Origin of the sequence: Micropruina glycogenica, assembly GCF_900289045.1 — a bacterium.
GTDB lineage: Bacteria > Actinomycetota > Actinomycetes > Propionibacteriales > Propionibacteriaceae > Micropruina > Micropruina glycogenica.
The window spans coordinates 1,993,647-2,019,838 of the sequence record NZ_LT985188.1 but is presented as its reverse complement, the minus strand read 5'-3'; the positions used below and the strand labels follow the sequence as shown (position 1 = coordinate 2,019,838).

The window sequence follows — 26,192 nt, the reverse complement described above, 5'->3', positions numbered from 1 at the left end:
ACTCCTGTTGGACGAATCCGCATCGGCGGCGGACGATGACGATGGCCTCCGTCCGCAGCGTCGATGCTTCGCACGGTGGTCAGCGGCCTGCCGGTTCTTGCCGACGGTTCTCAGCATGCTACAAATCGCGAGCCGGTGGCCGTCGGCCGGTCACGCCCCGTCGAATACGGCCGAGTTCACGCGCATCCGAAGGGAGTACTAAGAGGGCCTCACTCGCCGGTTCACGGTGTGATGGCGGCACCGGTGAAGTGCCCAGGAGGGGAGTCGAACCCCTATGCCCTTTCGGGCAGACGGGTTTGAGCCGTCCGCGTATGCCATTCCGCCACCTGGGCCAGAGCCCTACGATCATGCCACATTCTGGTTGGCCATGCTGGCCGGGGTAAGGTGCTCTGTGCAGCAGCCGTCGGCGAACCGAGGCCGAGGCAGACCTGATCCCTTGACAGAAGAGTGCAACCCATGACGTCCGAAGCCGTAGCCACCCCCGGCCGAGCCCGCGTGCTCGTCGCTGAGGACGAAGCCCTGATCCGCCTGGATCTGGTCGAACTGCTCACCGGCGAGGGCTACGAAGTGGTGGGTGAGGCCGGCGACGGCGAACAGGCCCTGTCGATGGCCCGCGAGCTCGAACCCGATCTCGTCGTGATGGACGTCAAGATGCCCAAGATGGACGGCATCTCGGCCGCGTCTGTGATCGCCGAAGAACGCATCGCCCCCGTGGTGATGCTCACCGCGTTCAGCCAACGTGAACTGGTCGAACGGGCCCGTGAGGCGGGTGCGATGGCGTACGTGGTGAAGCCGTTCGACGCCTCCGACGTGGTGCCGGCGATCGAACTGGCGATGGCCCGCTACGCCGAACTGCGCGCAGTCGAAGAAGAGGTCGAAGACCTGCAGGAGCGGTTCGAGTCGCGCAAGCTGGTCGAGCAGGCGAAGGGCCTGCTCATGGAGGGTCTTGGCCTCACCGAGCCCGAGGCGTTCCGGTGGATCCAGAAGACGGCGATGGACCTGCGCAAGTCGATGCGCGAGGTCGCCGAAGGAGTCATCGACCACTCGAAGGCCGGCAAGAAGCCCAAGCGCTGACCGCTTCCCTGGTCGAGCTTGCCGAGACCCCGGTGGTTGCGTTGGTTGCCGCGGAGCGGGGCTGACGCCTTCATCCCGGCGAACGCCGGGATCCCTTTCGCAGCCGACGAGGTCGCCGAGCGGCCCCGCACGTCGTGAGATTACGTCCGATGTGGACGGCGTCTACGCTCAACAGGCGGTAACGCCCCTCGAATCGGACGTAATCTCACGGGCGGGTGGCGACGACGGCGGTGGCGTCCAAGTCGTCATCGGTGTGCACCTCGGGCCAGAGGCCGGCACGTTCGAACATGACCGTCGCGCCCGGCACCTGGGCGGGGGCCACCTCGATCAGCAGCCGGCCACCCGGCGCGAGCCAGTCGTCAGCGTCCATGGCGATGCGGCGGTGCACGTCGAGGCCGTCGCGGCCGCCGTCCAGAGAGATGCGGGGCTCGTGATCGCGCGCCTCGGGCGGCATCAGCGCGATGCTGTCACTCGGCACGTACGGTGCGTTCGCCAGGGCCACGTCGACGCGCCCGCGCAACCCGGTCGGCAGCGCCGCCCACAGGTCGCCGGCGAACACCTGGGCGCCGGGCAGGTTGCCCCGGGCGCACGTCACGGCCCGGTCGTCGACGTCGCACGCGTACAGCTCGACGCCCGGCACCCGACGCGCCAGGGCTGCTGCCAGGGCGCCGCTGCCGCAGCACAGGTCGACCGCCACGGCACCGGCGGCCAGCCCGCGGGCCCCGAGTCGCACCAACAACGCAGAACGTTGCCGGGGCACGAAAACGCCTGGTGACACGCTGATCCGCAGCCCGTCGAACTCGGCCCAGCCGAGCACCTGCTCCAGGGGTCCACCCGCCACCCGGCGCGCGACCAGGGCGTCCAACGAGCCGGGAGCGGCCAGCAGCAGCGCCGCCTCGTCTTCGGCGAACACGCAGCCGGCCGCTCGCAACGCGGCGACCACCTGCGCAGTGTTCACCGCCGCTTCGGCCGCTGCAGTGCGCACGTCACCCGGGCCGTGCAGAGCCGATCACCGGCGTCGTTGGTGATCGCCACCTCCCAGGTGCCGAGCCGTCCGCCGATGTAGAGCGGGGTGGCCGCGCCGTTGACCCAGCCGTCGCGAATCGAGCGGTGGTGGGTGGCGTTGAGGTCGACGCCGAAGATCACCCCGCCCGGGCCCACCTCGGCGAAGGCCGCCATCGAGGCCAGGGTCTCGGCCAGCACGCACGACGCCCCGCCGTGCCAGAACCCGAACGGCTGGGTGTTGCCGGCCACGGGCATGCGGCCGGTGGTGCGCTGCGCCGACAGCTCGAACAACTCGAAACCCATCTTCTCGTCGAGCGCGCTGCTGATCTCGTGGGCCCATTCGGGAAGCGTCATGGGGTCACGATTGCACATTCGGGGCGGCGCGAAATTTGTCGGTGGGCTCCGCTACCCTCGCACGAGTGAGCGACGAGCCGGGCACCCTGCTGTTGATCGACGGCCACTCGGTGGCCTACCGGGCCTTCTTCGCCCTGCCGGTGGAGAACTTCGCCACCAGCACCGGCCAGCACACCAACGCCGTCTACGGCTTCACGTCCATGCTTATCAACGTGCTGCGCGACGAGCAGCCCACCCATCTGGCGGTCGCGTTCGACGTGTCGCGGCAGACGTTTCGCAGCAACCTCTACAGCGAGTACAAGGCCAATCGCAGCAAGTCGCCGCAAGAGTTCACCGGCCAGGTCGCGCTCATCAAAGAGGTGTTGGACGCGCTGAACGTCACCCACGTCGAGCTGGACGGGTTCGAGGCCGACGACATCATCGGCACGCTGGCCAAGCAGGCCGAGGGGCAGGGCATGAAGGTGCTGATCTGCACCGGCGATCGCGACACCTTTCAACTCGTCAGCCCCGACGTAACCGTGCTCTACCCGCGCAAGGGCGTCTCAGACCTGGCCCGCATGACCCCCGAAGCGGTCGAAGAGCGCTACTTCGTGCCGCCCGCGCAGTACCCCGAACTGGCGGCGCTGGTGGGGGAGTCGTCCGACAACCTTCCGGGCGTGCCCGGTGTGGGGCCGAAGACCGCGGCCAAGTGGATCGCCACCTACGAAGGGCTCGAGAACATCGTGCGCCGGGCCGCCGAGATTCCGGGCAAGGCGGGCGAGTCGTTTCGCGCCCACCTCGACGACGTGGTGCGCAACCGCGAGGTGAACGCGCTGGTGTGCGATCTCGACCTGCCCGTGACGCTGTCTGAGCTCGAGCGCCGTGACTGGAACCGAGAGGCGGTGCACACGGTCTTCGACGGGTTGGAGTTCCGGGTGCTGCGCGACCGACTGATGGAAACCCTGCCCGCCGAACAGACCGGCCCCACCGGCGGCTTCGAGGTGGTGGGTGACGTGCTCGAACCCGGCGCGCTGGGCGACTGGCTCGCCACCCACGGACGGGGCGAGTTGACCGGGCTCGACGTCACCGGCCAGTGGCGAGCGGGCACCGGCGACATCTCCGGCCTGGCGCTGGCTGCCGCCGACGGCGCCGCCTGCTGGTTGGACGTCACCGAACTCACCCCGGCCGACGACACGGCGCTCGCCGACTGGCTGGCCGACGATTCCGCTCGCAAGGCGCTGCACGACGCCAAGGGCCCGCTGCTGGCCATCTGGTCGCGCGGGTGGCAGTTGAACGGCCTGGCCAGCGACACGCAGTTGGCCGCGTACCTGCTGCGGCCCGACCAGCGCATCTACGACCTGGGTGACCTGACCGCCCGGCACCTCAAGCGCGAGCTGAGCGCTGAGGCGCCCACGGCGCAACCGCAAGACCAGTTGGCGTTCGACTTCGACGACCCCGACCAGGGGCAGGACTCGATGATTCGCGCCCGGGCAGTCATCGATCTGGCCGTTGCCCTCGAGGCCGAGCTCGATGAACGGGGCGAGGCCTCGCTGCTGGCCGACGTCGAACTGCCACTGCTGCGCACCCTGGCGGTGATGGAGCGCGACGGCATCGCGGTCGACGCCGACTACCTCGACCAACTGCACAGCGACTTCGACACCGCGGTGCGCAACGCCGAGAGCGACGCCTACGCGGTGCTCGGCCGGCAGATCAACCTGGGTTCACCCAAGCAGCTGCAAGAGGTGCTGTTCGACGAGCTGGGCATGCCCAAGACGCGGCGCACCAAGACCGGCTACACCACCGACGCGGAGTCGTTGGAGGGGTTGTTCGTCAAGACCGAGCACCCGTTCCTGGCGCACCTGCTGCGGCACCGCGACCAGATCAGGTTGCGGCAGACCGTCGAGGGGCTACAGAAGTCCATCGCCGACGACGGTCGCGTGCACACCACCTACATTCAAACCATCGCGGCCACTGGACGGCTCAGTTCGACCGACCCGAATCTGCAGAACATTCCGATTCGCACCGAAGAGGGCCGGCGGATCAGGCGGGCGTTCGTGGTGGGGGCCGGCTACGACACGCTGATGACGGCCGACTACAGCCAGATCGAGATGCGCATCATGGCGCACGCGTCCGAAGATGCCGGGCTGATCGAGGCGTTCCACTCGGGTGAGGACTTTCACACCGTGATGGCGTCACGGGTGTTCGCGGTCGAGCCCGACCAGGTCGACACTCGCATGCGGGCCCGCATCAAGGCGATGAACTACGGCCTCGCCTACGGGCTCAGCGCCTACGGGTTGTCGCAGCAACTGAAGATCGAGGTGTCCGAGGCGAAGGGCCTGATGGACGAGTACTTCGAGCGGTTCGGCAACGTGCGCGACTACTTGCGCGAGATCGTCCGAACCGCCGGCAAGACGGGGTACACCGAAACCATTCTGGGTCGCCGGCGGTACTTGCCGGATCTCACCTCGTCGAACCGCCAGCGCCGTGAGATGGCCGAACGAATGGCGCTGAACGCCCCCATTCAGGGGTCGGCGGCCGACATCATCAAGGTCGCGATGCTCGACGTCGAGGCCGCGCTGGCCGCGCAGGGGCTGGCGTCACGCATGCTGCTGCAGGTGCACGACGAACTGGTGTTCGAGATCGCCCCCGGTGAGGCAGAGGCGATGGAAGCCCTGGTCAGAGACAAGATGGGCCACGCGGTCGACCTGGCCGTTCCGCTCGAGGTCTCGGTGGGCACCGGACGCTCCTGGCACGAGGCGGCGCACTAGCCCTCGGTCGAGACGTTCCGCTGGGCGAGCTTGTCGAATCCCGTTCTGCTGGTCGACCTTGTCTGGTTGCGTTCAGTACCGCCATCCGCTTCAATGTCGCGTCTGACATGGGTCGAGCTTGTTTGGAAAGCCGGTCGTCAGTGCCGTCCGCAGTCATCCCGGCGAACGCCGGGATCTCTGGTGCAGTGCGCCGGAGGTGAGATCCCGCATCAAGTCCGGGATGACGGTCGCTGGTTGGGTTGCGGGTCGACGGTGAGGGGTGTCGGCAAGTTCGACCGACGGTGAGGGTCTCGACAACGCGACCGACGCAAAGCGCAACGCTGAAGCGGAGTGGGCGCGTCCGCCCCGCGGCCGCAGACGCAACCAAGTCAACGGCAGCAGACGGAACCAGATCAACGGCAGTCGACGCAACCCAACCGAAGACGTCGACAATCTCGCCCGGCGGATTGACTCAGCGAATGGTCGCCAGCACCTCGGTGCGCTCCTCGCCGCCTTCGGTCCACGTGCCCGTCAGCGTGCCCAGGGGCACCGCGGTGTGAATGTGCTCGCCGTCCAACACCCGCACCAGACGCGCGGCCTCCATGGACGCGTTCGACACCAGCGTGATGCCGCTGCCGACCACCGTCATGCTCTTCTCGCCGCGCGACAGGTCGGCCTCATTGTCGGCCTCGTGGATCACCCGAATCAGTTCGGCCACGTACACCGGATCACCGGTGGCGTCGTACACCCAGCGCTTGCCCAGCACCGAGTGGTCCGTGGTGCCGACCAGGTAGGCGTCCTCGCCGTCCAGCGCCTCGTCACGGTAGGTGAGCGGCACCTGATACACCACCCCGCCGCTGCGGACGATCATGGTCTCGATGCCGACTTCGCCGTCCGGGTCGACGAACCTGAAGGACGCCACCCGCTCCAGATCGCCGGCGTCTCCGGTGAACCAGGGCTGCGACGGCAGCCACTGCGCCAGCAGTTCGAGCTTGCTGGGCGTGAGTTGGGCCTCGTGGATGGTTGCTGTGCCGCTCATGGGGGGATCCTTCCCGATCCTCGTCGGTTGTCGCTACGGCACAACGCTAGACCCGGGCGGCGACCGGCGCTGATCGATCGCCCATTCGTTCACTGCGCGCACTCGGTTGCATCCGCATCGTGAGACTGCGCCCGCAGAATTTGACCCGCCGGTGCCCGGTCGACAAAATCCTACTACGCCCATAGGGGATGAGTGAAATAAACCCAGATCCACCAATAACTTTTCGACCCAGCCCCTCCATCGCGGGCACATCATCGACAGGAGTTGTCTCATGACCGTCTCACGCAGAGCCGTGATCACCGCACTCTCGGCATCGGTTGCCCTGGCGATGACCGGCTGCGCCGGAGCCGGATCGAGCGACTCGACCGCCGCTCCGGCGTCGCCGGCCGGTGGTGGCGCGACGGTGCTCAACCTCTACGCCTACGCCGTGCCCAAGGTCGGCTTCGACGCCCTCATTCCCGCCTTCAACGCCACGGCCCAGGGTGCAGGCGTGCAGTTCCAGGCCTCCTACGGCGCCTCGGGGGATCAGTCGCGCAAGGTCGCGTCGGGTGCCGAGGCCGACGTGGTCAACTTCTCGGTCACGCCCGACGTCACCCGCCTCGTGGACGCCGGGCTGGTCGACCCGAACTGGGCCGCCGGCGAGCACAAGGGCATTCCCTTCGGCTCGGTGGTCACCATCGTGGTGCGCAAGGGCAACCCCAAGGGCATCAAGGACTGGGACGACCTGCTCAAGCCCGGCGTCGAGGTGGTGACCCCCAACCCCTTCAGTTCGGGTTCGGCCAAGTGGAACCTGCTCGCCCCCTACGCCACCTTCAGCGACGGCGGCAAGAACCCGCAGGCCGGTCTCGACTACATCGGCAAACTGGTCGCCGACCACATCAAAGTGCAGCCCAAGTCAGGGCGCGAGGCCACCGAGACCTTTCTGCAGGGCACGGGTGACGTGTTGCTGAGCTACGAGAACGAGGCGCTGTTCGCAGAGGGCCAGGGTGACCCGGTCGAGCACGTCACGCCGCCGAGCACCTTCAAGATCGAGAACCCGGTGGCCGTGCTCAAGGCCAGCAAGAACCTGGCCGCAGCCGAAGCGTTCCGCGACTTTCTCTACACCCCCGAGGCGCAGAAACTGTGGGCGCAGGCCGGCTTCCGTCCGGTCGACCCGACCGTGGCGAAAGAGTTCGCCGGCAAGTTCCCGCAGCCCACGAAGCTCTGGACGATCGACGACCTGGGTGGCTGGAAGGCCGTCGACGCCGACCTGTTCGCCAAAGACACGGGCAAGATCGCGGTGATCTACGACCAGGCCACCTCGTGACGACCACGACCACCACCTCGGGAGTCACCGCTTCCGCGGCACCCGAGGCTCCACCCCCGGCCCCGGCGCGTCCGCTCCCACCCCTGTTCCGCGCTCGCCGGGCCGGTCACGTCAACGGGCTCACCCTCGGCGTGGTGGTGCTGTGGCTCAGCCTGATCGTGCTGCTGCCCCTGGCGGCCCTGACCGTCACCTCGTTCTCGGACGGCTGGACGGGCTTCTGGGCGGCGGTCACCGCCCCGGTCGCGCTGGCCGCGCTGGGCACGACGATTCTGGTCTCGGCGGTGGTCGCCCTGCTCAACGTGGTGGTTGGCACCTTGATCGCCTGGGTGCTGGTGCGCGACGAGTTCGTCGGCAAACGCTTCGTGGACGCACTGATCGACCTGCCGTTCGCCCTGCCCACCATCGTGGCCAGCATCGTGCTGCTCTCGCTGTACGGGCCGAACAGTCCGATCGGAGTGGAACTGAACGCCACGCGGTGGGGCCTCATCGTCGCGCTCGCCTTTGTCACCCTGCCGTTCGTGGTGCGGTCGGTGCAGCCGGTGCTGATCGAGGTCGACCGCGACGTCGAGCAGGCGGCGGCCTCGCTCGGCGCCAACAACTGGACGATCTTCCACCGCGTCGTGCTGCCCACGCTGGCGCCGTCCATCATCTCGGGCGGGGGACTGGCATTCGCGCGGGCGATCGGTGAGTACGGCTCGGTGGTGCTGATCGGCGGCAACATTCCGCGCGAGACCCAGGTGGCCAGCCAATACATCCAGCAACAGATCGAGATCGACCGGCCGGTGAACGCCGCCGCGGTGTCGGTGGCTCTGCTGGCCATCTCGTTCGCCACCCTGCTGGTGCTGCGTTTCTTCGCCTCCCGCGGGCAAGACCGTGAGGAGCGGGCGCGATGAAGCTCAGCACCCCCGCCCGCATCGGGCTGCGCACGGTCGCACTGCTGTATCTCACCGTGCTGCTGGTGGTGCCGATCGTGACGATCCTGTGGCGCACCTTCGAGCCTGGCTTCGGCGCGTTCTGGGCGTCCATTCGCACCCCGGCGGCGATCGCGGCGCTCAACCTGTCGCTGCTGATCGTGGCCATCGTGGTGCCGCTCAACGTGGTCTTCGGCGTGATCACCGCACTCGCCCTGGTGCGTGGACGGTTCCCCGGCCGCCGGCTGCTCTCGGGCGTGGTCGACCTGCCGTTCGCCGTCTCGCCGATCGTGGTGGGCGTCTCGCTGATCATGCTGTGGGGCGTGCACGGCTGGTTCGGCGGCATCGAGAACACCGGCATCAAGGTGATCTTCGGCCTGCCCGGCATGGTGATCGCCACGCTGTTCGTCACACTGCCGTTCGTGGTGCGCGAGGTCGAACCCGTGCTGCACGAGATCGGCACCGAGCAGGAGCAGGCCGCGGTCACTCTGGGTGCGTCCGGCTGGCAGACCTTCTTTCGCATCACCCTGCCCGCGATTCGCTGGGGGCTCACCTACGGCATCGTGCTGACGGTGGCCCGGTCGCTGGGCGAGTTCGGCGCAGTGATCATGGTGAGTTCCGGCTTTCCCGGCGTCTCGCAGACGCTCACGCTGCTGGTTCATTCCCGCTACATCGACGACCACAACATCCACGGCGCCTACTCCGCGGCCACCCTGCTGATGTTCCTCGCCATCGTCACCCTGCTGCTGATGAGCCTGCTCGACCGCAAACGCCCCGCCACCGAAACCGCCACCCCAGGAAGTGCGCCATGATCACCGTCACCCACGCCGACAAGTCCTACGGCAGGTTCAAAGCCTTGGACGACGTGTCGCTCGACATTCCCTCGGGTACGTTGACGGCACTGCTCGGGCCGTCCGGCTCGGGCAAGTCGACCCTGCTGCGCGCCATCGCCGGCCTCGAAGACCTCGACGGCGGCTCGGTGGTGATCGCCGGCCACGACGTCACCCACCTGCCGCCCCAGCGACGCGGCATCGGCTTCGTGTTTCAGCACTACGCGGCGTTCAAGCACCTCACCGTGCGCGACAACGTGGCGTTCGGGCTGACCATTCGCAAGCGGCCCAAGGCCGAGACCACCAAACGCGTGGACGATCTGCTCGAGGTGGTCGGACTGGCCGGCTTTCAGCACCGCTACCCGGCCCAGCTCTCGGGCGGCCAGCGGCAGCGCATGGCGCTGGCCCGGGCGCTGGCGGTCGATCCGCAGGTGCTGCTGCTCGACGAACCGTTCGGCGCGCTCGACGCCAAGGTGCGCGACGACCTGCGCCGCTGGCTGCGCCGCCTGCACGACGAGGTACACGTCACCACCGTGCTGGTCACCCACGACCAGGAGGAGGCACTCGACGTCGCCGACCGCATCGCGGTGCTCAACGCCGGCCGCATCGAACAGGTCGGCAGCCCCGACGAGCTCTACGAACAGCCCGCGAACCCCTTCGTGATGTCGTTTCTCGGTTCGGTGTCACGGTTGAACGGCGAAATCGCCCGGCCGCACGACCTGCGCATCGAACGCGATCGTCAGGTGGCGATCACCGAAGCCGAACGCACCGGCGTCCGAGTCACCGAAGCCCGGGTCGAACGGCTCGTCCGGCTCGGTTTCGAGGTGCGCATCGAGCTCAGCCACACCACCACCGGCGACCAGTTCTTCGCCCAGTTGACCCGGGCCGAAGCGTCCGGGCTGGCACTCACGGTGGGTGACGTGGTGTGGGTGCTGCCCACCCACACGCTCGGCACTGGGCTGCCCGCTCTCGCCGGCGAGGAGGAGTTCCCAGCACTCGCGGTGTGACCGGGTGGGCGACGCGCAACAATGAGAGCCGTGGAGATCTCTGCCAAAACCGAATACGCCGTGCGGGCCATGCTCGAACTCGCGGACGCGTCAGACCCCTGGTCGGCGCCGGTTTCGGTGGACGTGCTCGCGCAGGGTCAGGGACTGCCCCGCAAGTTTCTGGAGGCCATTCTGGCCGACCTGCGCCGCGCCGAATTGGTGATCAGTACCAAAGGGTCCCGCGGTGGCTACCAGCTGGCCCGGCCCGCGTCCGAGATCGCCGTCGGGGCGATCTTCCGGGCGGTGGACGGTCCGCTGGCCGAGGTGCGCGGACGGCGTCCGCACCAGACGGAGTACGACGGGGTGGCGAAGCACCTGCCCGTGCTGTGGGTGGCGGTGCGCAGCAGCCTGCGCCAGGTGTTGGACGACACCTCGCTCGAACAACTGCGCAGCGGCGACCTGCCGGGGCACGTCCGTGATCTGGCCGCCGAGCCCGACGCGTGGTCGTCACGCTGATCGAGCTCAACGGGGTTCTGGGGTGCGACAACGTGGCGCGAGTTCGGAACCGTCCCCAACTATCGCCACCGGCGCGCAGCAGCCTCGCCGGTTTGCTTGTCACGACGCTTGATCGAGCTCGTCGAGATCCGCTCGGGTGCCGGGACGTCGAACCAGCACGACGATTGGTGCTCGATGGGTTTCGACCAACGGAGATGCGCACCCTGCACCCTTTTGGGAAACCTGTGGACTCATGTCAAGATGCCCGCTTGGGTTGGGTCGTTGACTCATTTCGTTTTGCCCGCGTCATTTTTGTTCGGGATAGGTAGACGTGGTTGCGTTTGGCTGCTTTGAGGATGGTGCCGCGGCGGCGGGCGAGTTCGAGCAGGTTGCGTTGGATGAGGTCGATGTCTCGGCGTAGTTGGGCCGGGTTGGCCTGGGTGATGCGACTGTCAAGGTGTCGCCGGTCCTGGTCGTCGAGGACGGTGGGGTGGTCACGGAGCAGCCGGCCGGCCGGGGTGGTGGCGGTGTCGTAGGTCTTGGTGACTTTCGCTCCGGTGCGGGTCTTGGTTTTCAGCTTCTGTTGCGGGGTGAACAGGTTGGACAGTTCAGCGGCCAGGGGCCATAGCTGGTTGAGCAGGTCGAGTTCCCGGCTGGTGTCGTAGCGGTAGTAGCCGACGTTGCGGCGGACTCTGGTCCAGTTCTTCTGTTCGATGTGGGCTTGGTCGTTGGAATGGTTCGGGCGGCCGCGGGTGAACGTGATCTCACGGGTGTTGCACCAGCTCATCAGGTGGTGGTTAATGAACTCGGAGCCGTTGTCAGAGTGGACGCCCACGATCGCGAACGGGAACCGGAGGGCGAGTTGCTCCAGCCCGGTGGCCACGATCCTTTCGCCCTTGGCCTTCACGGTGATGGTTTCGGTCCAACCGGTAGCCACGTCGACAGCGTCCAGGCTGTAGTGGAAGTGGCCGTTGTTGTCGCCGCCGTCGTGACCGACCAGATCGATCTCGATGAACCCTGGCTGGGTGTCGTCCCACTCGTGCCAGGTCTTCAGCGGGATCGACGATTTCAACAGCGATCCGGGGCGGGTCAAGGACCGGCCCTTGAGGTTGCCGACCAGCCCGAGCCGGTAGGGCCGCAATCGGCGATCGATGGTCGCCGCCGACATGGCCAGCAGTGCGTCGATGACTTCGGGTGTCGCGTTCAGCTCGCCCTTGGCGACCAGGCTCGCGACCAGGACCGGCAGCGCTGGGCGCACGATCTTGCCGCTGGGTCCGTCCAGCACCGCCCAGCACACCGCCAAGGCGTCGATCACCTCAGGTCCGTAGCGGAACACAGGCTCGCGGGGCCTGCGTGGCCGGTTCACGTCCACACCGGCGACCGCTGCCCGGATCATCTTGCGGGCATGGTCTCGATGCCAGCCGTTGACCGCGACCAGATGATCCAAAATGGTCGACTTCTCAGCCTTGGTCGCCTTCGGCCACGCCTTGACCTGGCTCGCCAGCACAGCCTTCCGTTGCCTCATCGTCAGCCCCATCCCCGCAGCCTGACCCACGCGGGCATTCTCAGATGAGTCAACGACCCCACCCACGCGGGCATTCAGCACGAGTCAACTCGGGAAATTGCTCTCCGCGCGGCCGCTAGGTAGGCTGGTGCAGCCTCGCAATCTGTGGGTCCTCAGACCGAGCAGGTTCCGCGAGCCCCTGATGATGAATTTCTCGGACCTCTCCGGCGAACCGAATCTGGCAGGAGCATGATTGCGGCGCGCCCACAACGTTCAGTCAACATATCGGAGCCCTACTACATGACCTCCTCTCCCGAGGCAGCCCAGATCGCGATCGACGACCTGGGATCCCCCGAGGCCTTTCTCGCCGCGGTGGACGCAACCATCAAGTACTTCAATGACGGCGACATCGTCACCGGCACCGTCGTCAAGGTCGACCGCGACGAGGTACTCCTCGACATCGGTTACAAGACCGAAGGCGTCATTCCTTCGAAGGAACTCTCCATCAAGCACGACGTGGACCCGTTCGAGGTCGTCGCCGTCGGCGATGAGATCGAGGCCCTGGTTCAGCAGAAGGAAGACAAGGAAGGCCGCCTGATCCTGTCCAAGAAGCGGGCTCAGTACGAGCGCGCCTGGGGCACGATCGAGAAGGTCAAAGAGTCCGACGGCGTCGTCACCGGCAAGGTGATCGAGGTGGTCAAGGGTGGTCTGATCATCGACATCGGCCTGCGCGGCTTCCTGCCCGCGTCCCTGGTCGAGATGCGCCGCGTGCGCGACCTGCAGCCCTACGTGGGCATGGAGCTCGAGGCCAAGATCATCGAGCTCGACAAGAACCGCAACAACGTGGTGCTGTCGCGCCGCGCGTGGCTCGAGCAGACCCAGTCCGAGGTGCGCCACACGTTCCTCAACCAGCTCGGCAAGGGCCAGATCCGCAAGGGCGTCGTGTCGTCGATCGTCAACTTCGGCGCGTTCGTCGATCTGGGCGGCGTGGACGGCCTCGTGCACGTCTCTGAGCTGTCGTGGAAGCACATCGACCACCCGTCCGAGGTCGTCGCCGTCGGTGACGAGGTCACCGTCGAGGTGCTGGACGTCGACATGGACCGCGAGCGCGTCTCGCTGTCGCTGAAGGCCACCCAGGAAGACCCGTGGCAGACCTTCGCCCGCACCCATCAGATCGGCCAGATCGTGCCCGGCAAGGTCACCAAGCTGGTGCCCTTCGGCGCGTTCGTGCGGGTTGAAGAGGGCATCGAAGGCCTGGTGCACGTCAGCGAGCTCGCCGAGCGTCACGTCGAGATTCCCGAGCAGGTCGTCAGCGTGAACGACGACGTGATGGTCAAGATCATCGACATCGATCTCGAACGTCGCCGCATCTCGCTGTCGCTCAAGCAGGCCAACGAGGGTGTCGACATGCACGCCGACGACTTCGACCCGGCCCTGTACGGCATGAGCGCGTCCTACGACGAGCAGGGCAACTACATCTACCCCGAGGGCTTCGATCCCGAGACCCAGGAGTGGAAGCCCGGCTACGAGGAGCAGCAGGCGGCGTGGGAGCGGCAGTACGCCGAGGCCCAGGCCCGCTGGGAGGCGCACAAGGCCCAGGTCAAGGACGCCGAGGCCGCTGGGGTCGAGGCCGCAGTGGCCCAGGTCAGCACCGCCGCGTACTCCGCGGGTGGCGCCACCGAGGATTCGGCTCCCGAGGGCTCGCTGGCCTCCGACGAGGCGCTGCAGGCTCTGCGCGACCGCCTCACCGGCAGCCGCTGACCGCAAGCCAACACACACGCGAACGGCCCCCACCATCCGGTGGGGGCCGTTTCGCGTCACAATCGACACGTGACCAGGGGTGCGGGGTTGTTGATCGGGCTGACCGGCGGGATCGCGTCGGGCAAGAGCGCAGTCGCCGACCGGCTGGCCGAGCTCGGCGCGGTGATCATCGACGCCGACGTGCTCGCCCGCGAGGTGGTCGCACCCGGCACGCCCGGTCTGGCCGCGATCGCGCAACGCTTCGGGCCCGAGGTGCTGCAACCGGACGGCACGTTGAACCGGCCCGCGCTCGGTGCCGTCATATTCGCTGACGAAGGTGCCCGACGTGACCTGGAGGCGATCGTGCACCCGGCCGTCCGGGCGCGGGCCGCCGAGTTGACCCGGGCGGCGCCCTCGGACGCGGTCGTGGTGCAGGTGATTCCGCTGCTGGTCGAAACCGGGCAGCAGAAGTCGTTCGACCGGGTGGTCGTGGTCGACGTCGACGCGGCTGTGCAGGTGCGCCGGCTGGTTGCCCGCAACGGCCTGTCGACCGACCAGGCCATGGCTCGCATCAGCGCGCAGGTCACCCGCGGGGAGCGTCTCGCGGCCGCCGACGATGTGCTCGACAACAACGGCACGCCCGAGCAGTTACGAGCGGCCGTCGATGCGCTGTGGACACGTTGGCACCAGCCTGCCTAGCCCCGCAACCACCGTGTGGCATGGTGTGATGCATGACCGGCTCTCACCCCCCGAGCTACGAGAACTACCCGCCGCCCACGGCAGATCGACCGATCGCCGACGAGCCGGGCACCGGTGGCTCGTCGGGTTGGACGCCCACACCGGCCCCGTCCGGCGGCTCGCTGCAGCCGGGGTCTGGGCCGCAGTCGTCTCGACGTACCGTGCTGACCGCAGCAGGCCTCGTGGTGGCGGGCGTGGTGGCGGTGACGATCTTCGCGAACAATGCCGGCGAGCCGGATGAGCCCGATCCGATGGAGTCATCGATCGACGACCCGGACGACCCCGACGAACGGATCTACGATCTGGACGGCTACCAGGTCGTCGCCGACAGCGATTGGCAGGTTCGCTCGTCGACCCCGCACCGGCTGGTGCTCGCGAACGGGCCGAGCCTGGTGACCTTCCTGGCCTATCAGGCGGGGCAGGATGCAGCCGCCCTCGATGAGGCACGGCAGCAGTTGAAGCGCTACGCCGCCGAGGCGCGTACGTTCAAGCAGGTCAGCGACAACTCAGAGGAGTCGGACGACCTCGAAACGGCCGAACTGATCGGCACCGGAACCGTGGACGGCAAGCCGGTGGACGTCGTCTCATCGGTGCGCATCGCCTACAGCGACGACTACCAGGCCCTTGCGGTGGTGTCGGTGGTACTGAAATCCATGACCGTGGCGGCCAGGCAGGCCAAGCAGATGCGCGAAGACTTTCTCGATCAGCTCGGCTGAGGCGTTCTGACCTCCGGGCAGCCCACGATTCCGCAGCACACCGGGGCGGCGCACGGTGGGGTGATCCCTCGCCTTGAGAGACTGGTCGGCACGTGGCCACCCAGGTCACCCACCGACCGAAAGGAAACCACCGTGCAGTGCACTCGTTGCCACGCGGACATTCCAGAGGCTGCTCACTACTGCCAACAGTGCGGCCTCGACGCCCGCGCCGGTGATGGCGCCCGCAGGTCGTCGTTCGCGGCCAAACCGAACGAGTCTGTGGTGTCTCTCAAACTCGTCTCGACGATCATGCCCAGGGGTGCCGCCGTGCGTCCGATGACCTACCAGTTCGCGCTCGGGCTCGCGCTGCTGGCCACGGTGATCGTGGGCGCCACCGGAGCACTGCCGATCGCGGTGCTGATCGCCGCCTTCGCCATGCCGATCGTCTACATCGTCTACCTGTACGACGTGAACATGTGGGAGGACCAACCCCTGCTGGTCACCGGCCTGGCCTTCGTGCTCACCGCCGTGCTGGGCGGTGGCTGGACCTGGCTCTGGACGAGTTGGCGCGGCTCAACCAGCGCGGGTTCGTCGTTCGACGCGGCCGCCACGTTGCCCACCGTCAGCGGGTTTCTGATCGCCGCCGTGCTCGCCCCGCTGATCGGCGAGGCGATTCGCCAGGTCGGCCCGGTGCTGCTGGCGTCCAGGCCCGAGTTCGACGACCTGATGGACGGCCTGACGTTCGGCGTCATCTCGGGCGTCGCGTTCGCCACGGGTGACACGCTGGTCAAACACTGGCCGCTGATCACCGGCGGCTACGCCGGTGCGGCGGACGCCCCTACCTGGATTTCGCTGCTGGTGCTCGAAGGTTTCGTGAAGCCCCTGGTGATGGGCACCGCCACCGGCATCGCCTGCGCCGAGTTCTCGGGGCTCGGCGAGGGCCACGACGGCTTCACCCCCCGTTACTTTCGCGGCGTGGCCGAGGCCGTCGCGGCCAACGTGCTGTACGCGGGCGGCACCTACCTGCTCACCTTCCTGGGTAACCAGGTGCTGGCGCTGGTGCTGTCCGTTCTGTGGGGCCTGGCCATTCTTGCGGTGCTCATCATTCGCATTCGTACCGCCCTGCACCGAGGCCTGATGGAGGCGGCGCTCGAGTCGACCGCACGGGCGCGAGGGGTCGGGCCGGGGCTGGAGTTCTGCCCCTCGTGTGAGATGCCGCTGCTGCCCGCCGCCGAGTTCTGCTCCAACTGCGGCGTCAGCGTGCGGGCCACCCTGAAGGTGCACCCACCGTCGAAGGACGCCGCGGCCTCAGCGGGCGGCACCCCGAGCGAGGGGGCGCAGGCATGAGCCAGAACCAGTTCCCGGGCCAGGGCGGCCAGCAGTTCCCGCAGGGTGGCCAGCAGTTCCCGCAGGGTGGCCAGCAGTTCCCCCAGGGTGGCCAGCAGTTCCCCCAGGGCGGGCAGCAGTACCCGCAGGGCGGGCAGCAGTACCCGCAGGGCGGGCAGCAGTACCCGCCGGCCGGCCAGGGCCCCGGCGGCTACGGCCAACCCCCGGGCGGCCCGCAGGGCCCCTATCAGCCGCAGCCACCCAAGCCGAAGAGCAACGGCATGGTGATCGGTGTGGTGGTGGCCGGCCTGCTGGCCGTGGGGCTGCTCGGCTGGTTGCTGATGTCGCTGTTGGGCAATCGCGGCGGCGACCCTGATCCCGGCCCCACGGTGCAACCCTCGCCCGGCATCTCGAGCACGGCGCCGACCCCCGAGCCGAGCCCGTCCGAATCGCCGTCGGGCGACCCCAGCCCCAGCACGTCCCCCTCGACCACGGCCCCGTCGGGCGACTCGCTCGAGGTTGGCCTCGGAGTCACCGTGTCGCCCGCGTCCGGCTGGCAGCAGGCCGATCGCGACGAGACGAAGAACTTCACGGTGCTGACCAACGGCAAGGGAATCCTGGTCACCCAGGCGTTCCGGGTGGAAGGTTCACCCACCGGCAAAGACGTGGTGACGTCGTACATGAATCAGATCACCGAGCAGATGACCGGGGTGAGCAAGAAGGAACCGAGCACGCTCGACGTGAAGACCGACCGGTTGTCGGTGGGCGTTGCCACGTGGTCGGGCACCCGCGCCACATCGCAGGGTTCGCAGAAGCTGACCTACCTGGCGATCATCTCGGTGCGTGACGACGGTTTGACGGTGCTGTCGGCACTGATCGTGCCGTCGGGTGTCACCGTGACTTCGCAGCAGGAGGACTACCTCGCGATGACGAACTCGGTGATGAGCAGCCAGTTGAAGGCCTGACGCGCGTTGCCGTTCGCGGCAGGCGTAGGGGTGGGCGCGAAAACTGTCGGAAGGCGCGCCTAGGCTGGCAACCATGCGTCCCACCACCGATCTGCAACGTCGGGTGGCACCGTTCAAGGTGCAGGCCGAGTTCGTGCCGTCCGGCGATCAGCCGGCCGCCATCGATGCGCTCGAACGGCGCATCAACGCCGGCGAGAGCGACGTGGTGGTGCTCGGCGCCACCGGCACCGGCAAGACCGCCACCGTGGCCTGGCTGGCTGAGCGGTTGCAGCGGCCCATGCTGGTGATGCAACCCAACAAGACCCTGGCGGCCCAGTTCGCCAACGAGTTGCGCACGTTCTTTCCCGACAACGCGGTGGAGTACTTCGTCAGCTACTACGACTATTACCAACCCGAGGCCTACGTGCCGCAGACCGACACCTACATCGAGAAAGACTCCTCGCTCAACGAAGAGGTCGAACGGTTGCGGCATTCGGCCACCAGTTCGCTGCTCACACGGCGTGACGTCATCGTGGTGGCCACTGTGTCGGCCATCTACGGCCTGGGTACCCCGCAGGAGTACGTCGACCGCATGGTGCGGCTGCGGGTCGGCGAGGTGCGCGATCGCGATGCGTTGCTGCGGGCGCTGGTCGACATTCAGTACGCCCGCAACGACCTTGCCGGCACCCGCGGCACGTTCCGCGTGCGCGGCGACACCGTCGAGATCTTTCCGATGTACGAAGAGAACGCAGTACGGGTCGAGTTCTTCGGCGACGAGATCGAGGCGTTGTCTACCCTGCACCCGCTCACGGGCACGGTCATCTCGGTCGACCAGGAGGTGGCGGTGTTTCCCGCGTCCCACTACGTGGCCGGCCCCGAGCGCATGGAGCACGCGATCAGCGGCATCGAGGCCGAACTCGAGGTGCGGCTGGCGCAGTTGGAGGGCGAACAGCGGCTACTCGAGGCGCAGCGGCTGCGCATGCGCACCGGCTACGACATCGAGATGATGCGGCAGATCGGCACCTGTTCGGGCATCGAGAACTACTCGCGACACATCGACGGCCGCGAACAGGGCAGCGCACCCAACTGCCTGCTCGACTACTTTCCGTCCGACTTCGTGCTGGTCATCGACGAGTCGCACGTCACGGTGCCCCAGATCGGCGGCATGTACGAGGGGGACGCCTCGCGCAAGCGCACCCTGGTCGACCACGGCTTTCGGCTGCCCAGTGCGCTCGACAACAGGCCGCTCACCTTCGAAGAGTTCAGCGACCGCATCGGTCAGACGGTGTACCTGTCGGCCACGCCCGGGCCCTACGAGATGGCGCGTTCGGGCGATCCGGTCGAACTGCTGATTCGGCCGACCGGACTGGTCGACCCCGAGGTGATCCTCAAGCCCACGAAGGGTCAGATCGACGACCTGATCGGCGAGATCCGTGCCCGGGCCGAGCGTGACGAGCGGGTGCTGGTCACCACCCTGACCAAGAAGATGAGCGAAGACCTCACCGACTATCTGATGGAGAACGGCATTCGCACCCGTTACCTGCACTCAGAGGTCGACACCCTGAAACGCATCGAGTTGCTGCGCGAGTTGCGGCTGGGCGAGTACGACGTGCTGGTCGGCATCAACCTGTTGCGCGAGGGCCTCGACCTGCCCGAGGTCAGCCTCGTCGCCATTCTCGACGCCGACAAAGAGGGGTTTCTGCGCAGCGAGAGATCGCTCATTCAGACCATCGGACGTGCCGCCCGCAACGTGGGCGGTCAGGTGCACATGTACGCCGACAAGATCACCCCGTCGATGGCGGCCGCGATCGACGAGACCAACCGTCGTCGTGCCAAGCAGGTGGCGTACAACACCGAACGCGGCATCGACCCGCAGCCGTTGCGCAAGAAGATCGCCGACATCACCGACATGCTCGCGCGTGAAGACGCCGACACCGCCGGGCTGATGACCCGCGCGGGGGGCCGGCGGCCCGTTTCGCCGGTGCCGCTGGGCAGTCACGAGGCCCGTAATACCGAGGGCATGCCGGCCAGCGAACTGGCCGGTCTGGTGCAAGAGCTCACCGAGCAGATGCATTCGGCTGCCGCCGAGTTGCAGTTCGAACTGGCGGCCCGGTTGCGCGACGAGATCGCCGACCTGAAGAAGATGATCCGGCAGACCCTCGCTGCCACCAAGTGACACGTGCGGCGCGCCCGGTTGCCATTCGTTGCGCTCGTCGTTTGTTCGGCCAGGGCGGTCAATGGGATGATTCGTCGAACGAGGGGAGTACTCCCATAGCGAGGCGTCGTCAACACGTGCGGTCGATCCGCTCCGGCGTCTCGGCTGGCGACAGTGGCGGAGACCTCAGATGACTGGACCTTGAGGAGGCCCTCGCTTGCACGTCACATCCACCGTCTGGCTCATCACCATCGTCGCGACGCTGGCGGTGCTCGCGTTCGACCTGATCGTCATCGCGCGCCGCCCCCACGAGCCGTCGATGAAGGAATGCTCGATCGCGATCAGTATCTACGTGGGGTTGGCGATCGCCTTCGGAATCGGGGTGTGGAGCCTATCGGGGCCACGGTTCGCGGGCGAGTTCTTCGCCGGCTGGCTCACCGAGTACAGCCTGAGCATCGACAACCTGTTCATCTTCGTGATCATCATGAGCAACTTGCGGGTGCCCCGTAAGTACCAGCAGTACGCGCTGATGGTCGGCATCGTGCTGGCGCTCGTCTTCCGCGGCATCTTCATCGCCCTGGGCGCGGCCGCGATCGAGCGGTTCTCGTGGATCTTCTTCGTGTTCGGCGCCTTCCTGATCTGGACGGCCTGGAAGCTGTTCATGGACTACCTGCACCCCGAGGACGACGACGAGAAGACCGAGAACTTCGCCATGCGGTGGGTCAAGAGGACGTTCCCGTCCACCCCCGAGTACCACGGCACCAAGCTGACCATCGTCGAGAACGGCAAGCGACTGATCACCCCCATGCTGTTCGTGATCATCGCCCTGGGCAGCACCGACCTGCTGTTCGCCCTCGACTCGATTCCGGCCATCTACGGCCTGACCCAAGAACCGTACCTGGTGTTCACCGCCAACGTGTTCGCCCTGATGGGCCTGCGCCAGTTGTACTTCTTGATCGGCGGCCTGTTGCAGCGGTTGGTCTACCTGTCGGTCGGCCTGTCGTTCATTCTGGCGTTCATCGGCGTGAAGCTGGTGCTGCACGCCTTGCACGAGTACCACCTCGACGATCACTGGGGCTTCAGCATCGACGTGCCGATCTGGCTGTCGCTCACCGTGATCATCGGCACCCTGCTGGTCACCACGGTGGCGAGCCTGATGAAGTCGCGGCGCGACGAGCAGCGCGAGCGGGCGATGGAGGGCTGAGCACGTAACTCGGCCGAACTCGGGCTCACGCCGTCGTTCGCTCGAAAACCGCCTTCATCATGGCCACATCGCCCGTCACGAAGCCGTGGGGGCACCCCAGTTGGCCCTCGCCAACGCGGTGGCGGCGCTGGGGTTGGGTATCGCCGTGCCGGTCACGGCCACGGCCACCGGTGCGGAGGGACCACTGCTCGGCCTGGCGGTGGGGACGGTCGCGGGGCTCACGTTCTCGGTGACCACCCTGGTGCAGCACAACGGCTTCGAGCAGAAGTCACCTCGGCTCACCCTGATCAACGCCGGCTACCAACTCGTGCTGTTCGTCGTGATGGGGGTTGGCGCTCGGGCTGGTGTGAGGCGCCCGGCGAATCACCAGCCGCGGGCCCGCCACTCGTCCAGGTGCGGCCGCTCGGCGCCCAGCGTGGTGTCGGCGCCGTGCCCGGGGTGCACGATCGTGTCGTCGCCGTAGGGTTCGAACAGCTTCGCCTCGACGTCCGCCAACAAAGTGACGAAGTCGCCGGGCCGCCAGGTCTTGCCCACCCCGCCGGGGAACAGGCTGTCGCCGGTGAACAGACGCACGGGGCCGTCCGCCGGGCTCAGCGCCAGCGTGATCGAACCGGGGGTGTGGCCGACCAGGCCGATCACCTGCAGGCGCACCGGGCCGAGTTCGATCTCGTCGCCGTCCCACACCTCGCGGCAGGCCACCCCCGTCGCCTCGGTGATCGCGGCAGCGTCGGGACGGCCCGCATAGGCGTGCGCGCCCGTGGCTGCGATCACCTCGGCCAGTGCGCCGATGTGATCGTGGTGGCGGTGGGTGGTCACCACGCCCACCAGGTTCAGCCCCTGCACCTGGTTCAGCAGCACGTCCGCCTCGGCGGCAGCGTCGATCAGCAGGGCGTCGTCACCGACGGTGAGCAGGTAGGCGTTGTTGTCCATCGGCCCGACCGAAGTCTTGGTCAGGCGCAGGTCGTCGTCGATCAGCATGCCTTCAGGATCGCAGAGGCAGCGCCAGGCCGTCCGCACCCTCGGGCAGGTGATCGGCCTGCGTTCGGCCCATCAGCCATTCCCACAGCTGAGCGTCGCTGCCGCTGACGGTTCGCCGGTCGTCCCCTTCGCCGACGTCGATGGTGAGCCCCGAAGTGCTGTGCAGTCGCAGCGCCGGAAGCCGGGGGTGGTCGCCGTGCTGCTGAACCGCCCACTGCAACAGCCACCGGGCCGGACCCTGCTTGAGCCATTCGACCTCGAACCCGGCGTCAAGGTCGACGTGATGCAGGACCACCTCGGACAATCGGGCCATCGGCACCTGGGCCAGCGTCATCGGTCGCCCCAGCAGTTCGACCGGCGCGGTCCACTCGTCCACCGCGTCCATTGCCCGCTCGAGCCGGCCCGCGCACGTGTCGAGCCAGATCTGCAGGTCGAGACCGGTCAAGCTCGAACCGCGCTCGATACCGGCCCGACGGGCGTCGGGGTCGGGGTACAGGGCCGCCTGTCGTCCTTCGACGGCGGCGTCGATCAGGCCGGCCATGGCGTCTGCTCCGGCCGCCAGGTGGGCCGCCAGGTTCGCCCGCGACCACCCGGGCAACCTGCTCGGGCCGTTCCAGTCGGCGTCGCTGATGCCGATGGTGTCGCCCAGCAGTCGCTGGGTGGCCTCCTGGACCCGCTTGCGCAGGGTCTCAAGCGGCGCAGAGAACGTCTGCGCGGTCATGGTGGCCACCCTAAGGGGTGCCGTCGGACGCTGCCCAGCCACTCGACACAGGAAGTGTCGGCGGCAGCGCATAGCATGAGCGCCGTGAATGAACGGCTGATCGTCCGTGGTGCGCGCGAGCACAACCTGCGCAATGTGAACCTCGACCTGCCGCGCGACGCCCTGATCGTGTTCACCGGCCTGTCCGGCTCGGGCAAGTCGTCATTGGCGTTCGACACCATCTTCGCCGAGGGTCAGCGGCGCTACGTCGAGTCGTTGTCGGCCTACGCGCGGCAGTTTCTGGGCCAGATGGACAAGCCCGATGTCGACTTCATCGAAGGCCTGTCGCCGGCGGTGTCGATCGACCAGAAGTCCACCAGTCGCAACCCGCGGTCCACCGTGGGCACCATCACCGAGATCTACGACTACCTGCGCCTGCTGTACGCCCGGGCCGGACGGGCGCACTGCCCGGTCTGCGGCGAGCCGATCACCCGGCAGAGCCCGCAGCAGATCGTCGACCGGCTATTGGCGCTGCCCGAGGGCACCCGCTTTCAGGTGCTGGCGCCGGTCGTCCGGGGGCGCAAGGGCGAATACGTCGACCTGTTCCGGCAGTTGGCCACCCAGGGCCTCAGCCGGGTGCGGGTCGACGGCGAGACCCACCAGCTCACCGACCCGCCCACACTCGACAAGCAGAAGAAGCACAACATCGACGTGGTGGTCGACCGGCTGGCGGTCAAGCCGTCCACCAAGCAGCGTCTGACCGATTCGGTCGAAACCGCGCTGGGCCTGGCCGGGGGAGTGCTGGCCGTCGACTTCGTTGACCTGCCCGCTGACGACCCGGGCCGTGAGCGGCGCTATTCCGAGAAGCTGGCCTGCCCCAACGAGCACGACATCTCGATCGAAGAGCTCGAGCCGCGGCAGTTCTCGTTCAACGGCCCGTGGGGCGCTTGCCCGGCCTGCTCGGGTCTGGGCACCACCAGCGAGGTCGATGTCGAGCTGATCGTGCCCGACGAGGGCAAGAGCCTGGCCGAAGGCGCGGTCTCGTGCTGGACCTCGGTGTACGTCGCCGGCTACTTCCAGACCTTGTTCAAGGCGCTGGCCGACACCTACGACTTCGACCTGAACGCCCCCTGGCGCGACCTGCCCGAGCGGGTGAGAACCGTGATCCTGACCGGCCGCAAAGAGGCGCTCCAGGTGCACACCCGGTCGCGGCACGGCCGCGAGCACTCGTTCCGGGCCAAGTTCGAGGGCGCCGTGCCCTACATCAAGCGCCGGTTCAACGAAGCCGAGTCAGAGAACTCGCGCGAGCGCTTCGCCGGCTACATGCGCGAGGTGCCCTGCCCCACCTGCAAGGGCGCCCGGCTCAAGCCCAGTTCGCTCGCGGTCACGGTCAGCGGCCGCAACATCGCCGAGGTGTCGGCCATGTCGATCGTCGAGGTGGCCACCTTCATGCGGTCGCTCGAGCTGTCCGAGCGCGAGGCGCAGATCGCCGAGCGCGTGGTCAAAGAGATCAACGAACGGCTGCGGTTTCTGCTCGACGTGGGGCTCGACTACCTCACCCTGTCGCGCTCGGCCGGCAGTTTGTCCGGCGGCGAGGCCCAGCGCATCCGGCTGGCCACGCAGATCGGGTCGGGCCTGGTCGGCGTGCTGTACGTGCTCGACGAGCCGTCCATCGGCCTGCACCAGCGCGACAACCGCCGGCTGATCGACACCCTGGTGCGGCTGCGCAACCTGGGCAACACGCTCATCGTGGTCGAACACGACGAAGACACCATTCGCACCGCCGACTGGGCGGTCGACATCGGGCCCGGCGCGGGCGAGCACGGCGGCCACGTGGTGCATTCGGGCACGGTCGGCGATTTGCTCGCGCACCCCGACTCGCTCACCGGCGCCTACCTGTCGGGCCGGCGCAGCATTCCGATGCCCACGAGCCGCCGCCCAGCCACGGGCCGGGCGATCACCGTGCATGGCGCCCGCGAAAACAACCTGCGCGACGTCACGGTCGAGTTTCCGCTCGGTCAGTTCGTCGCGGTCACAGGCGTGTCGGGGTCGGGCAAATCGTCCCTGGTCAACGGCATTCTCTACACCGCCCTGGCCAAACATCTGTACAGCGCGCGGGCGGTGCCGGGCCGGCACCGCTCGATCACCGGCATCGAGCACATCGACAAGGCCATTCACGTCGACCAGTCGCCGATCGGTCGCACCCCGCGCTCGAACCCCGCCACGTACACCGGCGTGTTCGACAACATTCGCAAGCTCTTCGCCGACACCCCCGAGGCAAAGGTGCGCGGCTACCAACCCGGCCGGTTCTCGTTCAACGTCAAGGGCGGTCGGTGCGAGAACTGCGCGGGCGACGGCACCATCAAGATCGAGATGAACTTTCTGCCCGACGTCTACGTGCCGTGCGAGGTGTGCCACGGCGCGCGCTACAACCGCGAGACGCTCGAGGTGCACTTCAAGGGCAAGACCATCGCCGAAGTGCTCGACATGCCGATCGAAGAGGCGGTCGAGTTCTTCGCCGCCATTCCGGCCATCACCCGGCACCTGCGCACGCTGGTCGACGTGGGGCTCGGTTACGTGCGGCTCGGCCAGCCGGCCACCACGTTGTCGGGCGGCGAGGCGCAGCGGGTCAAGCTCGCGAGCGAACTGCAGCGCCGGTCCACCGGTCGCACCATGTATGTGCTCGACGAACCCACCACCGGCCTGCACTTCGAAGACATCCGCAAGCTGCTCGGGGTGCTGGGCCGGCTGGTCGATGCCGGCAACACCGTGGTCGTCATCGAACACAACCTCGACGTCATCAAGACCGCCGACTGGGTGATCGACATGGGCCCCGAGGGCGGTTCGCGCGGCGGTCTGGTGATCGCGCAGGGTACCCCCGAGCAGGTGGCCGACACCGCCGGATCGCACACCGGCGAGTTTCTTCGCCCAGTGCTGCGCGGGCACCGGGTGCCGGTGGCTGAAGTGCCCGAGCCCCTGATCGAGGCGCCGCCACCACAGCGACGGCGGCGGGCCAGTTGATCATGAAGCACACCGTCTCGATCGAGATCGCCCGACCACTCGACGAGGTCGTTCAGTTGCTGGCCGACCCGGCTCAGTTGCCCCTGTGGCTGCCCGGCCTGGTGCGCCACGAACCACTGAACGGGCGGCACGGCGAGGTCGGCACCCGATCGCGCGTGGCCTGGCGAGCATTCCGCCCGGTGCGGTCGTGCACTACGAACGCGAGATCGTCTCACCGAGGCCGGAGCCGCGGCCATGCTCTGGCAGAGCGCGAACGAGTACCGTTTCACCGGGCTGCCGATGCGCCTGATCGCGCCGTTGATGCGCCCGGCGTTGTCGCTGCAGCACATGCGTGACTTCAAGGCGTTCGCCGAGCATGGTGCGGACGTGCGCGAGGCGCACGGGTGACAGATGGAGCCGGCCGTCCAGCCCGCCCGGTGACCCGCTGACCCGCACGCGTCGCGAGCCGCGGGGTCATGGGC

General features: G+C 67.6%; 23 protein-coding genes, 1 tRNA gene and 1 pseudogene. 18 read left to right on the top strand and 7 right to left on the bottom strand.

All coding sequences use genetic code 11. The features are described 5' to 3' along the window. Positions 1-249 precede the first annotated feature (249 nt). Positions 250-332 (bottom strand) — tRNA-Leu (locus MPLG2_RS09500). Positions 333-456: 124 nt separating this feature from the next. On the opposite strand from MPLG2_RS09500, the gene MPLG2_RS09495 reads away from it, so the two are divergent. Next, positions 457-1,074 carry an ANTAR domain-containing response regulator gene (locus tag MPLG2_RS09495; protein WP_105185909.1) on the top strand — a complete coding sequence of 206 codons (618 nt, stop codon included), beginning with the start codon at positions 457-459 and terminating at the stop codon, positions 1,072-1,074. 205 nt (positions 1,075-1,279) lie between these two features. Here the strand turns inward: MPLG2_RS09495 and MPLG2_RS09490 are convergent, their stop codons facing one another. Together MPLG2_RS09490 and MPLG2_RS09485 are read right to left on the bottom strand one after the other, a co-directional pair. Beyond that, complete coding sequence (locus MPLG2_RS09490; RefSeq protein ID WP_105187591.1) at positions 1,280-2,032, bottom strand: putative protein N(5)-glutamine methyltransferase; 753 nt, start codon at positions 2,030-2,032, stop codon at positions 1,280-1,282. Beyond that, the gene (locus MPLG2_RS09485) at positions 2,029-2,433 is read right to left on the bottom strand and encodes a PaaI family thioesterase (RefSeq protein WP_197709903.1); all 405 of its coding nucleotides are present in this window, start codon (positions 2,431-2,433) and stop codon (positions 2,029-2,031) included. Before MPLG2_RS09485 ends, MPLG2_RS09490 begins: the two co-directional genes overlap by 4 nt. A 65-nt stretch (positions 2,434-2,498) precedes the next feature. On the opposite strand from MPLG2_RS09485, the gene polA reads away from it, so the two are divergent. After that, the gene (gene polA / locus MPLG2_RS09480; protein WP_105185907.1) at positions 2,499-5,180 is read left to right on the top strand and encodes a DNA polymerase I; all 2,682 of its coding nucleotides are present in this window, start codon (positions 2,499-2,501) and stop codon (positions 5,178-5,180) included. A 451-nt stretch (positions 5,181-5,631) separates the two neighbouring features. Here the strand turns inward: polA and MPLG2_RS09475 are convergent, their stop codons facing one another. Beyond that, positions 5,632-6,198 (bottom strand): CG0192-related protein, encoded by a 567-nt coding sequence (locus MPLG2_RS09475; protein WP_105185906.1) that lies wholly within the window; start codon positions 6,196-6,198, stop codon positions 5,632-5,634. 271 nt (positions 6,199-6,469) lie between these two features. On the opposite strand from MPLG2_RS09475, the gene MPLG2_RS09470 reads away from it, so the two are divergent. Genes MPLG2_RS09470 through MPLG2_RS09450 form a run of 5 tightly spaced genes read left to right on the top strand, consistent with a single transcriptional unit; the run spans position 6,470 to position 10,747 of the window. After that, on the top strand, positions 6,470-7,504 hold the full coding sequence (locus MPLG2_RS09470; protein WP_105185905.1) for a sulfate ABC transporter substrate-binding protein: 1,035 nt from the start codon (positions 6,470-6,472) through the stop codon (positions 7,502-7,504). After that, the gene (cysT, locus tag MPLG2_RS09465) at positions 7,501-8,397 is read left to right on the top strand and encodes a sulfate ABC transporter permease subunit CysT (RefSeq protein ID WP_231935614.1); all 897 of its coding nucleotides are present in this window, start codon (positions 7,501-7,503) and stop codon (positions 8,395-8,397) included. The genes MPLG2_RS09470 and cysT overlap by 4 nt, the downstream gene beginning before the upstream one ends. After that, on the top strand, positions 8,394-9,227 hold the full coding sequence (gene cysW, locus MPLG2_RS09460; protein ID WP_105185904.1) for a sulfate ABC transporter permease subunit CysW: 834 nt from the start codon (positions 8,394-8,396) through the stop codon (positions 9,225-9,227). The genes cysT and cysW overlap by 4 nt, the downstream gene beginning before the upstream one ends. Then, a complete protein-coding gene (locus tag MPLG2_RS09455; RefSeq protein WP_105185903.1) occupies positions 9,224-10,252 on the top strand; it encodes a sulfate/molybdate ABC transporter ATP-binding protein in 1,029 nt (342 codons plus the stop codon). Before cysW ends, MPLG2_RS09455 begins: the two co-directional genes overlap by 4 nt. Positions 10,253-10,282: 30 nt before the next feature. After that, the gene (locus MPLG2_RS09450) at positions 10,283-10,747 is read left to right on the top strand and encodes an RrF2 family transcriptional regulator (protein ID WP_105185902.1); all 465 of its coding nucleotides are present in this window, start codon (positions 10,283-10,285) and stop codon (positions 10,745-10,747) included. Positions 10,748-10,982: 235 nt separating this feature from the next. Here MPLG2_RS09450 and MPLG2_RS09445 read toward each other — a convergent pair whose 3' ends face one another. Beyond that, a complete protein-coding gene (locus MPLG2_RS09445; protein WP_105187589.1) occupies positions 10,983-12,251 on the bottom strand; it encodes an integrase catalytic domain-containing protein in 1,269 nt (422 codons plus the stop codon). A gap of 279 nt (positions 12,252-12,530) precedes the next feature. On the opposite strand from MPLG2_RS09445, the gene rpsA reads away from it, so the two are divergent. The 8 genes from rpsA (at position 12,531) to MPLG2_RS19850 (ending at position 21,495) form a co-directional block, all read left to right on the top strand. Beyond that, the gene (rpsA, locus tag MPLG2_RS09440; protein WP_105185901.1) at positions 12,531-13,991 is read left to right on the top strand and encodes a 30S ribosomal protein S1; all 1,461 of its coding nucleotides are present in this window, start codon (positions 12,531-12,533) and stop codon (positions 13,989-13,991) included. Positions 13,992-14,060: 69 nt separating this feature from the next. Then, positions 14,061-14,669: a dephospho-CoA kinase gene (coaE, locus tag MPLG2_RS09435; RefSeq protein ID WP_231935613.1), complete on the top strand. Its 609-nt coding sequence runs from the start codon at positions 14,061-14,063 to the stop codon at positions 14,667-14,669. 32 nt (positions 14,670-14,701) lie between these two features. Beyond that, positions 14,702-15,424 (top strand): hypothetical protein, encoded by a 723-nt coding sequence (locus MPLG2_RS09430; protein WP_158681024.1) that lies wholly within the window; start codon positions 14,702-14,704, stop codon positions 15,422-15,424. Positions 15,425-15,685: 261 nt separating this feature from the next. Then, the gene (locus MPLG2_RS09425; protein ID WP_158681022.1) at positions 15,686-16,750 is read left to right on the top strand and encodes a zinc ribbon domain-containing protein; all 1,065 of its coding nucleotides are present in this window, start codon (positions 15,686-15,688) and stop codon (positions 16,748-16,750) included. Then, positions 16,747-17,694 carry a hypothetical protein gene (locus MPLG2_RS19010; RefSeq protein ID WP_197709901.1) on the top strand — a complete coding sequence of 316 codons (948 nt, stop codon included), beginning with the start codon at positions 16,747-16,749 and terminating at the stop codon, positions 17,692-17,694. The genes MPLG2_RS09425 and MPLG2_RS19010 overlap by 4 nt, the downstream gene beginning before the upstream one ends. A gap of 73 nt (positions 17,695-17,767) precedes the next feature. Further along, positions 17,768-19,849, top strand: coding sequence for an excinuclease ABC subunit UvrB (gene uvrB, locus MPLG2_RS09415; RefSeq protein ID WP_105185898.1), 2,082 nt, complete (start codon positions 17,768-17,770; stop codon positions 19,847-19,849). Between the two features lie 196 nt (positions 19,850-20,045). Then, complete coding sequence (locus MPLG2_RS09410; RefSeq protein WP_105185897.1) at positions 20,046-21,032, top strand: TerC family protein; 987 nt, start codon at positions 20,046-20,048, stop codon at positions 21,030-21,032. 85 nt (positions 21,033-21,117) lie between these two features. Beyond that, positions 21,118-21,495: a DUF1761 domain-containing protein gene (locus MPLG2_RS19850; RefSeq protein ID WP_197709900.1), complete on the top strand. Its 378-nt coding sequence runs from the start codon at positions 21,118-21,120 to the stop codon at positions 21,493-21,495. On the opposite strand, the gene MPLG2_RS09400 is transcribed toward MPLG2_RS19850, so the two are convergent. Both MPLG2_RS09400 and MPLG2_RS09395 read right to left on the bottom strand, forming a co-directional pair. Beyond that, positions 21,396-22,010 carry an MBL fold metallo-hydrolase gene (locus tag MPLG2_RS09400; RefSeq protein WP_105185895.1) on the bottom strand — a complete coding sequence of 205 codons (615 nt, stop codon included), beginning with the start codon at positions 22,008-22,010 and terminating at the stop codon, positions 21,396-21,398. The two genes, MPLG2_RS19850 and MPLG2_RS09400, sit on opposite strands and share 100 nt — an antisense overlap. A gap of 4 nt (positions 22,011-22,014) precedes the next feature. Continuing rightward, positions 22,015-22,731, bottom strand: coding sequence for a maleylpyruvate isomerase family mycothiol-dependent enzyme (locus MPLG2_RS09395; protein WP_158681021.1), 717 nt, complete (start codon positions 22,729-22,731; stop codon positions 22,015-22,017). A gap of 75 nt (positions 22,732-22,806) precedes the next feature. Here MPLG2_RS09395 and uvrA point away from each other — a divergent pair, with 75 nt between their 5' ends. The 3 genes and pseudogenes from uvrA to MPLG2_RS19410 all read left to right on the top strand — a co-directional run bounded on the left by uvrA (position 22,807) and on the right by MPLG2_RS19410 (position 26,118). Beyond that, the gene (gene uvrA, locus MPLG2_RS09390) at positions 22,807-25,731 is read left to right on the top strand and encodes an excinuclease ABC subunit UvrA (RefSeq protein WP_105185893.1); all 2,925 of its coding nucleotides are present in this window, start codon (positions 22,807-22,809) and stop codon (positions 25,729-25,731) included. A 2-nt stretch (positions 25,732-25,733) separates the two neighbouring features. Then, positions 25,734-25,952 (top strand): annotated as a pseudogene (locus MPLG2_RS19845) (SRPBCC family protein); the annotation flags it as partial. Positions 25,953-25,965: 13 nt separating this feature from the next. After that, positions 25,966-26,118 carry a hypothetical protein gene (locus MPLG2_RS19410; protein WP_231935612.1) on the top strand — a complete coding sequence of 51 codons (153 nt, stop codon included), beginning with the start codon at positions 25,966-25,968 and terminating at the stop codon, positions 26,116-26,118. The last annotated feature ends 74 nt before the right edge of the window (positions 26,119-26,192 follow it).